Origin of the sequence: Chryseobacterium sp. StRB126 (assembly GCF_000829375.1) — a bacterium.
Taxonomy (GTDB): Bacteria; Bacteroidota; Bacteroidia; order Flavobacteriales; family Weeksellaceae; genus Chryseobacterium.
In genome coordinates this window covers 1,426,282-1,439,906 of record NZ_AP014624.1, presented here as the reverse complement: position 1 = coordinate 1,439,906, position 13,625 = coordinate 1,426,282, and the positions used below count along the sequence as shown (strand labels likewise).

Annotated in this window: 11 protein-coding genes; 3 read left to right on the top strand and 8 right to left on the bottom strand. The window is 34.1% G+C overall.

Going from position 1 to position 13,625, the window contains the following annotated elements; all coding sequences use genetic code 11:
* Positions 1-81: 81 nt before the first annotated feature.
* From CHSO_RS24905 to tssO, 8 genes are all read right to left on the bottom strand, one after another.
* Complete coding sequence (locus tag CHSO_RS24905) at positions 82-954, bottom strand: hypothetical protein (protein ID WP_052480508.1); 873 nt, start codon at positions 952-954, stop codon at positions 82-84.
* Between the two features lie 223 nt (positions 955-1,177).
* Entirely contained in the window at positions 1,178-2,842 is a 1,665-nt protein-coding gene (locus CHSO_RS06555; RefSeq protein WP_045493876.1) for a hypothetical protein, read from the bottom strand.
* Between the two features lie 3 nt (positions 2,843-2,845).
* Positions 2,846-4,777 carry a type VI secretion system Vgr family protein gene (locus CHSO_RS06550; RefSeq protein ID WP_045493874.1) on the bottom strand — a complete coding sequence of 644 codons (1,932 nt, stop codon included), beginning with the start codon at positions 4,775-4,777 and terminating at the stop codon, positions 2,846-2,848.
* Between the two features lie 173 nt (positions 4,778-4,950).
* Positions 4,951-5,358 carry a type VI secretion system tube protein TssD gene (gene tssD, locus CHSO_RS06545; protein ID WP_045493871.1) on the bottom strand — a complete coding sequence of 136 codons (408 nt, stop codon included), beginning with the start codon at positions 5,356-5,358 and terminating at the stop codon, positions 4,951-4,953.
* Between the two features lie 413 nt (positions 5,359-5,771).
* Positions 5,772-8,177: a type VI secretion system protein TssR domain-containing protein gene (gene tssR / locus CHSO_RS06540; RefSeq protein ID WP_045493868.1), complete on the bottom strand. Its 2,406-nt coding sequence runs from the start codon at positions 8,175-8,177 to the stop codon at positions 5,772-5,774.
* A 47-nt stretch (positions 8,178-8,224) separates the two neighbouring features.
* The gene (locus tag CHSO_RS06535; protein ID WP_045493865.1) at positions 8,225-9,136 is read right to left on the bottom strand and encodes a PKD domain-containing protein; all 912 of its coding nucleotides are present in this window, start codon (positions 9,134-9,136) and stop codon (positions 8,225-8,227) included.
* 53 nt (positions 9,137-9,189) lie between these two features.
* Positions 9,190-9,717 (bottom strand): type VI secretion system transmembrane protein TssO, encoded by a 528-nt coding sequence (locus tag CHSO_RS06530; protein ID WP_045493862.1) that lies wholly within the window; start codon positions 9,715-9,717, stop codon positions 9,190-9,192.
* An 11-nt stretch (positions 9,718-9,728) separates the two neighbouring features.
* Positions 9,729-10,238 carry a type VI secretion system TssO gene (tssO, locus tag CHSO_RS06525; protein WP_232509158.1) on the bottom strand — a complete coding sequence of 170 codons (510 nt, stop codon included), beginning with the start codon at positions 10,236-10,238 and terminating at the stop codon, positions 9,729-9,731.
* A gap of 204 nt (positions 10,239-10,442) precedes the next feature.
* On the opposite strand from tssO, the gene CHSO_RS06520 reads away from it, so the two are divergent.
* From CHSO_RS06520 to CHSO_RS06510, 3 genes are all read left to right on the top strand, one after another.
* On the top strand, positions 10,443-11,114 hold the full coding sequence (locus tag CHSO_RS06520) for a response regulator transcription factor (protein ID WP_045493856.1): 672 nt from the start codon (positions 10,443-10,445) through the stop codon (positions 11,112-11,114).
* 259 nt (positions 11,115-11,373) lie between these two features.
* A complete protein-coding gene (locus CHSO_RS06515) occupies positions 11,374-11,664 on the top strand; it encodes an HU family DNA-binding protein (RefSeq protein WP_002984212.1) in 291 nt (96 codons plus the stop codon).
* A 370-nt stretch (positions 11,665-12,034) separates the two neighbouring features.
* Entirely contained in the window at positions 12,035-13,597 is a 1,563-nt protein-coding gene (locus CHSO_RS06510) for a ribonuclease E/G (protein WP_045493851.1), read from the top strand.
* Positions 13,598-13,625 lie beyond the last annotated feature (28 nt).

Below are 13,625 nucleotides of genomic sequence, written 5' to 3'. Positions count from 1 at the left end.
TAAAAAATCTCTTTCTTATAATTTAGGATTGTATGTGATCATAAATTTTATATTAATTTCATTATATTTTCAGGTAAAGAATTAATAACAAGGTTCTATTTTATTGAAAATGCAATGCGGAAAACGAACATCTACATAGTCCTTTATTGAATAAGTTTTTGTTTGTTTTAGTTTGCCTTCTTTATCATAATATTTCCATTCTCCGATTTTGAAATTGTTTTTTATCTGGCCTTCAGCCTTAATAATGGGAATTGTTCTAACGCCAGTATTTTCTTTATGTTGAGGGTAATAATAGTCTAAATAATAACCATTTTCTTCTGAAAGTTGTTCTTTTACGTCTGATATTCTTTCTATATTTCCATTTTTATCATAAAAATAACTCTTTCCTGATGGTATTGGATCTTCCTTAATCTGAATTTCATGACCAGTTGTAATTCCGTTATTAATAGATACAAATTGAATTGTTGTTTCATTTTCAAAAATCAATCTCATACTTTTAATAATTCCATTTTTACAGGTTAATTTTTCTGATTTAATTGAAAAATCCTTTTTAAACTGTTCTATCGAATTATAACCCAATGATTGTATGGTAGAAAATTTATACTCTTTCATATTATCACAAGTGTTAATTGTATTATTTTGTTTTCTAAATTTCAGATTCCCATTCTCCCATTTTTCTTTTTTTATGACGCTTCCATCCTTATCATAATATTTCCAAATTCCTTGATATTTTCCTTCCAAAAATTCGCCTTCTGCATAAAGGCGTTCAGTTACGCTTGCGTTATCACCACTTGCTATACTGTGAGTATATAATCTAATTTTACCATCAATGATACTACATTCACCATCAACTTCCCAACAATACAAGCTATCTTTATTTTGCTTTAGCTTTCCTAAAGTTAAAACATAAGTTGGTTTTTGTAATTCAGTTGGTTTTATGTCTTTTAATTTCATACTATTAGGTTTTGGTGGCTTTTCAAATTTTTTTTGAGCACAACATGAGTTGAAAAAAAATATTGATATAAAAAAAAGAGAAAATATTGATTTCATAAAATTATTTATTTTCAGAAGTTGAACCATAATAAGACTTTATATCATCCTGCATTATATCCCATTGCCATTTTGTATAAATATTTGTTTTAGAAGAGTAATCCATGATATTAAGAGTAGATTTTTTTTAAAATTTGTATTTATTTACTGAATATACCTGTAGATTATTTTCCGCTTGTTTTATATACTTTTCACCTTTTTCAATATTTTTTTTTCCTTTATCAAGTTTTTCTTGAATATCTTTGTTTATTTTCCGGGTTTCTGAATTCTCCTTTTCTAATTGATTGATTCTGTCTTGAGCCTCTTTTTTATAAGGATAAGTAGGCTTCTTTTTTTCATTGGTCCATTTATCGATTTCGGTTTGTCTTATTCTTATATTACTTTTATTTTGTTTTAATGCTTCTTCGTTGCTTTTTTGGATTCTTTTATTTTCGGCTGTAATTCTTTTATTTTCAGCTAATTTACTTTTCAAATCTTCTAAATCTTTCACATTTTTAGCCAATTCAGCGGCATCATCTTTATCACTCAAAAAATAATGGTCAAGCCCCATTGCATGTGCAATCTCATGAGCGTAAGAAGATTTATCCTTTAAATTTGATGCAAAAATTATAGCTTCTCTAAAATTTACCGGTTTGGTTCTGCTCACACCGCCTTCTAAATCAGCTGGATCTTTATTAATATTAGATATAAAAAGCAATATTCCTTTAAATTTTTTACCATCTTTTTCAAATAAATCTTTATAATCATTTAAAAATTTATCTAAAATATGTTCATAATCACTTTCTGATTCTTCCCCATCATCATCTTTATATTTAACTTTTGCTCCCGAAGTATCTTTTCTGTTAATAAAATAATTTCCTGTTTTATTATAAAATGTGCCATTCCAGGCTGTTTCATCAAAAGCAATATGATATTTACTATCTATTTCTATCGTTGTCTTTATCAATGCCTGATTGAGAGAATTTTGATTTAAATACTCTTCTATTTTGTCGGTCTTAAAATCTGAAATCAATTGGGAAATCTCAGCTTCTTTATTTGGAGAATCTTTTACTACACAAACTAATCTAACTGGTAAATCATAAATTTTTGTATTGTCGATCGCAGCAATTTTACCAATTTCTTTTTTATCCTTGTCTATTGCAATAATCCCAACTTCTTTGGAAGCTTTTATACATTTTATGGTAATTTCCTTTGGTTTTCCGTTGGGTATATATTTTATATCTTCGTTCTTTTTACCATCAATCTCCACTTCATAATACTCATTTTTTCCAAAAGAAATTTCAGCTTTACTTATATCATCACCTGCTTTTATTGGCTTACATAACATATTAAGCTTTATTTCCTGGTTAAGCTTCATTAAGCTCAACCAAGAAATATAGTATGGTATTTTTAAAGGAAACTTATTATAATCTTTCTTAATCCCATTCTTTAAATCAGGATTAGAGCTTATAGAAATGTAATCTTGTTTGGAACCATCAAAAACAAATTCCAAATTCGCTATATCATCGGTTTGTACTTTCAATACATTATCAGAACTGTCTGTACTAAGCCAGTCAAAGCCAAACTCACCGTTGTAAGCAGGTAAAGGTTCAAATTCAATATATAATTCAACACCTGTATCAAACTCAATAAAAGGAGGCTTCTTCGGGTCACCATAGCTGACCCCGTTCTCCACTCCTGTTTCTGTTATTGCTGCTCCGGCGTCCGTTATAATATTGGCATTGGAATACATGCTATGGCCTTCCTGAGAAATCTTGGTATAAGTACCTTTAACGATTCTCGTTCTGCTCATGGCTTAATGTGCTTTTGATTTCTCGCCGCTATTGTTTTGTACTTCTGCCTGTGCGTGTTTATGAACAAATTTTCCGGATTGGATATTCATATCTTTTTCACTCACCTCATTTCTTTCTTTTTTGGTTTCGCTCAGCACGTCTCCATCGATCATTTCGGTTAGCTTTCCGGTAATAAACATACTTGCATCCCCAACAACGGAAGTCAGTTTCATTGCTCCTACACTTTCTGTATGGTTCATTCCGATACTGTTAGATTTATTCATACCCACTGTTGTAGTCATATTTTCACCAACATTGATGTTCATGTTCTTACAATTCAGAGTCATCGTTTCCGGCGCAGTGATATTGATATTGCTTCCGGTAGTATCCAGATGGATTTCGTTACCGCTTTTATCTGTGATAATGATACTTTCATCTTCTGTGAAAACAATTCTGTGCCCACTTCTTGTTTGAATAGATTTTACGCGGTTATCTGCTCCACCACCAAGGCCAATTCCACCATGGAACATTCCTCCCATGACAAATGGGCGGTCCGGATGGCTGTGTACAAAGTTCACCATTACCTGATCTCCTACTTCTGGAATGGCTACATATCCACGGTTTTGAGTAATCTGGTCAGTTCCTCCGGCATCAGGGCTCATCACTCTTACAAAATGAGTGGTATCATTCATCTGCCAGTCGAATCTTACCTGCACTCTTCCCTGTCCTTCCGGATCTGCATTGGCAATTACCGTTGCAATCTGTGGTTGAGCAATAGGAACTGTAAATTCAGGTTTCGGTAAAAATCCTGTATCTGCGGCTATGGATTCAAAACTTCCTTTATAGTGTCCGATGGTATCAATTTCGTGCACTGCTTCGGTTACCATCACTTTGGTAAAATAAGAAGTCTCGTTACTGTCCGGTTTTCTCATGTGAATATCTACCACACATCCCGGATGAAGGAATGGTACCGTTGTAGAACCTGAAACTGAAAATACACTCACAGCTTCACTTCCTGCAGTACTTTTTTGGGCGTTTTCTACATCCAAATGAGTGGACGCCTTAATAGGAGCCACCTGAAGAGCCGGAGTTTTATATATTTTATCGTTATGGCTGTATGCGGTTTTTGCCAGATCTCCCAAATGGTTAATAGGAGTTTCGCCGGAAGTCAGCTTTTCATTTTTACTACTGTTGTAGCCGTAATATTGTGGTTTTGTATGAACAGCTTTTAATTCTACCCTGATATCATCAGCATTGCTGCCATAAGTAAGCTTTATAGGCTTGTTCTGAGGGGGAAGTTTTCCGAAGTGAAGTACTTCTCCATCATAGTAAAACTGCTCTCCATAGGCTTCTGCCATTCTTGCAAGATAGTTATAATGGGTCTCGTTGTATTGGCTGCTGTAGATAATCTGAGAATAATCATTGGTATCCACTCTGATGTCAAAGCGTCCTTTATCAATTCCCTGTTTGATTACTTCTTCAGCAATGATTCCCATATTAACGGGTTGTCCACCTCCAAAGCTTTGGATATGTGGAGCTCCATCCAATAAAATTGTTGGACTGTATCCTGAAAGTACAATATTCCCAAGGCTCATCTTTTCCTGACTGAATCCCACTTTGGTAATGAGCCCTACGAAGTTTCTTTCGGGACTGTTATCTATATCTTTATAGGAAATAATAGCGGTAAGACGTTTCCCCAAAAACTTATTCGCCTCTTCTAAAGTATGGCTTTGTCTGTCTCCCAATGCATCATGGGCTAGGGTAAGACTGAATTCGTGATGGTGACTCGCTTTTTGCTTAAGTGTGAAATGTTTGTAGTATTTAATAATTTTTCCCTCCACAACCAGTGAAAGTTTTACCAAACGATTGATCCCTGCATGATGGTTTTCAGATACCCCATCTGCATTTTGTGATGGACGGAAAGAAGACCCCTTTGTCTTTGTTTCGGTTTTCATATGCTTTGTGTTTAGTTTAGTATTAAAGATAGCAATATTTTACGAAATAGTCATCATATCAATGAGATATGAAATAATTAATCAATACAAAATTTGATGTCAGGCAAAAAAAGACCGTCTTTAACATGGACAGTCTTTTTTTTCGTATGAATGTTGATAGTGTGTAACAATTTTTAACTTGTTGGCCAAAGTCCGGCATATTCAGAATTACCATAGCTGATCGTTTCAGCGCTCACTATAAAGCTAATGTACATACTGTTGCTGTCTACAGCATCAAATTCTACCTGATGCTGGATAACGTAACCGTTTTGCCAGTTCAAAGTAATTAATGTTCCTTCTTCGTGAGATTTGTTGAAAGTAATTTCCCCTACTGTCGGCTTATATTTTCCGTTCAGTAAGCTTTCTAAGATATCTGATTTTTCAGTAGCTTCTACTGTAACTTTGATTAATGCATTAGAAGGGTCTGAAGCTACACGTCCTGATACGTCTGTTGATCTTGATACACTGTAGTTCATTTTTAATAATTTCTGACCTTCTCCGTTGTTGAATTTTAAGATTCCTCTCGAATTTCTTTCTGCCATGATTTGTAAATTTTAATCGTTAGTAATATTTTGTGATTCAGTGATTGTGTAGCAAATATAAAGGGTCTTTTTCTCTAAAAAAAACTTTTCATCATAAATCTGAAAAATTGTAGTAGTTCTACGACTTTTTGTAGTAATTCTACGACACTAGATTTATGAACATCCCCATAACTATTACTAATAAAGCATTTTAAGTTTTATCTCCAATTAAAGAAAAAATACACTTTTACACTTGAACGAGAAATAATGGTCAAAATAAGTTCAAAAAATCAAGATTTCCACCTTAAAATTTCACACCGAAAATGAAAGAAAGGTTATTGTTTAAAATAATCTACAAATTTTCATCCCAAGAACCTTAAACAAAAAAGCAGAAGTAACTTTACTTCTGCTTTTTATGATGATAAAACTAACAATTAATGTTTAGTATATTCCGGTGCTTCTGTTGGAGCCATTGTAGGAGTAAAGAACTCGTTCAACCAATAGAAGGTCTGTCCGTTTTGCTGGATCTTCACTGCCGGATTGTTTCTGTGATTAAGCATTCTTTCTGCCAGATCCTTATAGTGATGGAAATAAGTTCTTACAGTTTCATTACGAACTATTTTAGATTTCTTCCATCCTTTAAGTTTGAACTTAGCCAGTATCTCTTCTTCAGAAAGATCGAAACCTGTACTCATTCCGATGGCATAAGACATTGGTAGTTCATAAAGATCTCCTTTATCTAAGAACTTGATCGTTGGATTGTATTTCTTTAATAGTCTTACATATTCCTTGATCGCTTTTGACTGGCTGAAACCTGGTTTATCTGGTTCTGTATTTCTGTATACTTCAGAATAGAAAGCTTTAAGATTGTCGTATTCGGATTCAGAAATAAGAATTCCTTTTTCTATACTTGGAGTAATTTCTTTCAGCTCTTTTGGTAAATATCCTTTTACAAGGAATGGGTTTCCATAGTTGATAAGCTGTGCTGCAATTCCTGCAGAAACTGGGTTAGTAAGTCCCGGATACAGATATTTATATTTTAAATCTACATCTGTTTTCCCGGCTCCTACTGAAGAGTGGAAATATTCATTCAATGATTTATCTACATTCTGATTATCTAAAGTAACCTGTGCAATAAGACTGTCTACAGATTTTTTAAGGAATCCAGGAGTAGCTACATCTCCTTTTTTAGGGAAGATTACAAATCCCTGAGACATACTCTGCTTAGGGTAAGCTAAAGAGAAGAATCCTGCATCTCCTTCTATCAGACTGAAGTTGTTCTTGGTAAGAACATCAGACTGATTAATGATCTTTTGTTTTTTAAGCTCAGCAATATTTTTAGCAGTATTGGTTACCACGTTCTCAGCCATCAATACAAAATCATTGTAGGTATCTGAAGATCTTGCGCTGGTCTGGAACATAATCAATCTTGCCTGAGCCTGAGTAAGAGAACCGATTACACTGTACATATTTCCGCTTTGGTTAGCAGATGTTCCTACAGTCACTACGATATTGGTTTCATCCGGAACATTAGCAAGTAGGTTTCCAGCGGCAGAAAGAGCTTCTCCTACCGGTTGGTAGCCATTATTGCTGGCACAGTTCATTTCATTCGTTTTCTGATCGATAAACGTTGTAATCTTACTGTAGTCACTACTTAGGTTGGAAACTGCAGTATTGTTACCACAAGTATTGTTTTTATATAAAACCACCCCATATTTTACGTTATTGAAATACGATGGTTTTTCAAACCGAAGCTGAAGATCCTGTAATAATGATTTTACAATAGGAGCATACGGTGCATTTCCGGCACTTATATCCAGTGCAAAAACAATATTGATGTTTTTATCTCTTTCTGTTATTTCTTTATAGCGATCGAAATAGATAGGTTCTCCCAACACGTTAAATACATAGTTTTTACTGTAATCAAGGATATTGGTAAAATACTTGGTTTTAGAGTCCGGAGTTGGAGTTTCATTTAAAGCTAGGTTTACTGGGAAGATATTTTCCAGAGGTTTTCTTTTATTTACATCTGTAAGAAGAATAGCAGTCTTATTGTCCGCATCTGATCCTGATGCACCTGGATATCCTTCACGTACTCCTAACTCAGTATCTGTGATCCCTGTTGTATTTTTAAGTTTGATAGCTGAACGCTCACCCCATGTAGAAATTACGTTGGAACTTACCCATCCGTAAAGGCTTTTACCAATACTATCGATATCAACAGACGGCTTTTTACCTACCAGAAATCTTTTGTTATTTTCAGCCTGCTTGTAAACATATACCATCTGCCCGTTAGGGATCTTAACATTGGCTGTTTCAATAAGACTTGGTGAGTTAAAAACCATGATAGAGTCATTCTTGTAGTATCTTTCAGCGCTTCTGATAACTTCACTGTTATTAGGTACTACAGCTACTCTTACAGGATATCCTGTTCTTTCATTTTTCAGGGAGTGATTCCATAAAAGCAGGTCAGATTCATGGATCCAGCCATACGTTTTAATAGATTTTGAGGAGACTTTTTTCATTAAGGCATCCGGAACATATTCCGCTACCTTTACCATACCGTCTCTATGTTTCAGAACCATTAAAGGCTCCAGAAATTTTACTTCTTTATATGATTTTTCATCATCTTTATCCAAATAAGCCGTATTTCTTGATCTGTCTGAAATAACGATCCATGGAACGGATTTTTTAGGATATCCGTTGACAACTGTTGAATTATCTACCTGTCCATATTGAGAAGGTTCAGGTGTTTTTTTTGACGGAAGCTTTACCTGGCAACTCGTCAACAGTACTGATAATCCTATATAATATGCTGCTAGAGGAAATTTATTTTTCATCCTATTTTATCTTTTTATGATTGGCACATCCGGAGAACCGGACAGTATTATTTGCTTTGGTTTATATCTACTTTTGTTACACAGTTCTGTGTATCATCCAAATTCACCTTTACAGTCTGGATCACAGTATTTTTGTCAAACTGAAGACCTGCACAGTACATGTAGAAGTTATTTACTTTACTGTCGTTTACTTTTACCACTGTGTTTTCATTGTTACACAGGTAAGTTTTTAACAGGTAATTGTAGTGCATATTAAAACTGTTACCGTTCGCAATCTGCTGTAAGTGATATTTGAAATCGTTATCAATTTTCGCATAAGAATCTTCTACAGATACTTCTTCCTGCTCTAAAGAGTTATACGCCGGAAGAATTTTGATACGGTGGTAGATAGGCTCCTGGCTTTCTTCTGTGTATAGGGTCACCAAATAATCTCCAGGTTTTTTATAAGCATAGATCGCCAGCTTATCTTTAGAATCAGTATTTCCTGTTTCTCCAAACTTCCATGCAAACTGTGCCGCATTGGAAACAGCACGGAACTGTACGTTCTCATTCTGCATAGCCTGTGTCTGAGCTTCTATAACTGTTTTAGACTTTACACTGTCCTTAGGCTGTTTAACACTTCTTGCTGTTACCATTACCGGAAAGGATTTTGTGTACTTGTTATCAACAATCAAACTTACCTGATAATACCCAGGTTTATTATAGAAGTGAATCCCACTGTTTTTATCAGAAGTTGTTCCGTCTGCAAAATTCCATCTTTTGGTTTTTGCAAACTGGGTTTTATCTTCAAATAAAAGGGTATCTCCTACCGACAATGTAGATGGATAAACTACTGCAACAATATCATCAGCAGAGTGGATCACTTTTTTCTGCAGCCATAATGCAACAAGTGCTGCGATGAGCAATGTTGCAATAACACCGATAATAATGTTCTTCTTGTTCTTTTGAAAATAATTCATAGTTAATAATTGTGATGTGTTTTATTTTAAAGTTCCTAAATTCATTGGTTAGTTTATTGAGTACGAGCTTTCAAATCACTCTTACGCTGATAAATCTTATCCTGCTTATCTTTAAATCCTATTCTACATTCTTCCACCTGCTTTTCAAACCTCTTGATATCTTCTGAAGTGGTTGAAATCACCTTTTTATCTTCGTAATACATCTTATAAAATTTAGCAATTTGCGGATAGGCATCTTTTCGGGTATCAATAATATTATCATGGCGTTTAAAATAGCCATTCAGATCATTTACTCCCACAAAGATATTATTTTCTACAAAAGGCTGTGGAGCCTCATCGGTAAGCTTCGTAATCATGGTATAAGTACTGTCCATGATCGGAATAATAATTTTTTGGTGTTGTTCAAATTCGGCCTTCTGTTCAAGGTTCTGAATTCCTCTTACATCTTCATCAGAAAACGGAGACTCAAATCCTTTTAAGAAGATGATTCCCAAAAATATCATGGCAGCCACAAGCATCAGTATTAAATAAAAAAACTGATAATGCCTTTCCTTTTTAGATAGTGTAATTTGTCCTTGCATATCTTTATTTTTTATCTTCTTCTACCTCCTGTGAAATTTCTTGTAGGGTCTTTTCTAAGCTCATTATTGGCTCTGTTTACTTTCCCCATACATTCATCAAGATCTCTGAGAACTGTTTTCTTTTTGAATTCTACCCCAATAATCTTAGTCTTTAAAGCAAGCATAGGTTCTATCTGCTTCATTAATGCAGCGTAATGTTTAAAGCTTGTGATACTGTCTTTCCCCATAACACTTTTAACATTTCCCACGTTATCCATAATATTGGTTCTAAGAAAAACATCATTTTCAACCTTGTTCATATCAAGCTGGGTCATTTTTTCATAAATATCATCTACATTAAGCTTAAGAAGATCACTTCTGCGCATTAATTCCTTGTAAGCTTCAGCTTCGCGACTTATCCCTTCACGTTGTATATCATAGCTCTTAAAGAAGAGGTACAAACAACTAAAGGATACCATAGACAAGACGGCAAAAGAAAGAATAAACTTCCAAATGCCCGTTCTGACGTCAGATTTGTTCAATTTTTTTTCCCTATTCGAAGACATATATTTGCGATTTGTTTGGCCTGTGAAAGTATAAAAAAAATTTTTTATGCACAATACGTATTTTCCCGGCTCAGGTTTCGTGAAATCCCGGTTTAAATTAATATTAATTTTCTCTTTAATAAGTTTTTCATAAATTAGGCCTCTGAATTTTAAATATCATTCGCCAAATCGATATTAAGAATGAGTAAAATATTATCTAATACCGTGCGTTTTTCTATAGCAGACAGCGATTTTTATTTTAAAAAAATAATGATCAAAACCTTAATGGAAAACCCTTTCTATATGCTATTGAACGACTGTAACAATGGCCACGAGCTTGTAAACAGAATTTACAGAAGACAGGAAGATGTATTCATTATTGAGCTATTTATGCCAGTATTGAGTGGAATTGAAGCAATTAAATACATAAGGAAAAACAACGCAGAAACACCTATTATCACCTATTCCGGGACTTACCAGGAAGATATGGCTGAGATTCTGTCGAGAATTCCTAATATATACTACTGCCAGAAGAACAGTACTATTATTAAGGACATTATTAAAGGAAGTATTGCTTCTGATGAGTTTGATTACCAAGCCTATTCAAAAGAATGGGAACAGCAGCCGCTTGCCGTACAGGAGTATATGGACAGGCAGAAGAAAGGACAAGAAGAACTTTCTCCGGCTGAGATACAGCTTATGAGATTCTGCTACGAAGGCTTCAGTAATAAAGAAATTGCAGAAAAACTGAACCTGAGTACAAGAACAATTGATACTTACATTAACCGCCTAACGGAGAAATTGGGATTAAAAACTAAACTTCATCTGATCCGTTTCTGTGTGGAAAATGGCTACTACAATTCTAGTATGTAGGGAATATGGGATATGGAGTATGTAATACAAAGTTCTGGTAAATTAATGATTATACGTCCCATTTTTTTACCATTATTGATGATTTTTCATCATTAAACTGCAATATTATTTTATTATTAAATTATCTTCAACCTACGTTAAGATAGCATATACATTAATATCTCAACTATTTGAACAAAAATATTTTGCCACTAATTTGCTAGTATTCAATTTTTTTAACTAAATTTGCACACCTAAAATTTAAAATTAAAATAAGGAAATGACAAAGGCAGAATTGGTAAACACCATCTCAAATAAGTTGGGAACAGAAAAGAATGAAACACAGAAAGTTGTAGAAGCTTTTATGCAGGAGATCAGAACTTCTATGTATAATGGGGATAACGTTTATCTGAGAGGTTTTGGATCTTTTATCATTAAAACAAGAGCTGCTAAAACAGGAAGAAATATTTCTAAAAACACTGCGATTGAGATTCCTGCTCATAACATTCCTGCTTTCAAACCTTCAAAATCTTTTGTTGAGAAAGTAAAAACGAAAGTTGCAGTAAAATAAGAACATTAACTGAATATTAACTAGTTACTAAAAAATTAAAATTATGCCAAGCGGAAAGAAAAGAAAAAGACACAAGGTTGCTACTCACAAAAGAAAGAAAAGAAGAAGAGCGAACAGACATAAGAAAAAATAATCTCTTTTTCTCGAGATTTACAATATAATAATATAGTTGGTGATTTTAAATTTTTAAAGATCACCGACTATATTTTTGTTTGCAACTATAAGATTCCGCGGAAAACGGATGGTTTCAAATATTATTTTAACAAAAATATAATGGTTTTCATTCTAAATCCTTATATTTATAATAGATGAATTAATCTAGAACAATACCAATTTCCTAAAATCTTAACAATTTTTATCTGATAACAAAATGAAGAAAGAACTAATAGTTTCGCATGAAGATGATCTTACAAAGATTGCCCTGCTGGAAGACGGAAGACTATGTGAACTTCATGAGCAAGAGGACAAAAGCGATTTTATAGTTGGAGATCTGTTTATTGGAAGAGTAAAAAAACTGGCACCCAACCTGAATGCAGCATTCGTAAATATTGGATACGATAAGGATGCATTCCTGCATTACCAAGATTTGGGACCACAATATCTTACCTACAGAAAGTTTTTAAAAGATACGATCTCTAAAAAACAAAACTCTTCAAGCTTAAAAAATTTCGAGATACAACCCGAAATAGATAAAAACGGAACGGTAGACAAAGTTATTGCAAAAGACGATCTTGTTCTTTTACAAATCACCAAGGAACCTATTTCTACAAAAGGACCTAGAATTTCTACCCAAGTTTCACTGACAGGACGTTTTTTGGTTTTAATTCCATTCGACAATAAGGTTTCCATTTCTAAAAAGATCAAAAGTTTTGAGGAAAAGGAAAGGCTAAGAACTCTAATCGACAGCATTAAGCCTGAAGGTTTCGGAGTAATTATCAGAACCGTAGCCGAAGGAAAAAAGGTAGCCGACCTTCATAATGATATGAATCAGCTGATTCAGAAATGGGAAAGCACTTTTAAAAATATCCAGAGAAACAAAGTTCCGTCTAAAGTTTTAAGCGAAGAAGACAAAGCTTCAGCTATTTTAAGAGACAATTTTAATCAGGATTTCGTAAATATCATCTGCGATGATGAGCAAATGGTGAACGAAATGACCAATTACGTTGAAGTAATTGCTCCTGAAAAGAAAAACATTGTCCAGTTTTATGATTCTCATATTCCACTTCTGGAATATTATAATGTTGAAAAACAGCTTAAACAGAGCTTCGGAAAACATGTAAACATACCAAGCTCCAAAGGTGCTTACCTTGTTATTGAACACACAGAAGCACTTCACGTCGTAGACGTTAACTCCGGAAATAATATTACTACCGGAACCGCTGTCAATAAAGAACATGCTCTTAAAGTAAACAAAATGGCAGCCACTGAGATTGCCAGACAGCTCCGCCTCCGTGATATGGGAGGTATCATTGTGATCGACTTCATCGACATGATCAACTCTGATCATAGAAGAGATCTCTACGAACATCTAAAAGAGGAAATGAAGCGCGACAAAGCCCGCCACAAAATCCTTCCTCCAAGTAAATTCGGTCTGATCCAGATTACCAGACAAAGAAACCGTCCGGAAAAACAGATCGAAACCAAAGAAGAAAACCCGAACAAAGACGGAGAAATTGTAGCTCCCATTGTTATCGTGGAAAGAATGGGTGAAACACTAAGAAACATTCTGCAGAAAGAGAAAGGAAAAGTCTACCTGCATGTACACCCGTTTGTAGAAGCCTACTTAACAAAAGGCCTTCTTAAAAGTATCCAAATGAAATGGTTCATGAAGTACAAAAAATGGGTAACCATTGTTCCAAGGGATTCTTTTAAATATTTAGAATACAAAATTTACAATTCCAAAAAAGAAGAATTGATTGAATTTTCTAATTAAGACAAAATTTAAAACCTTCAGTTTTTAC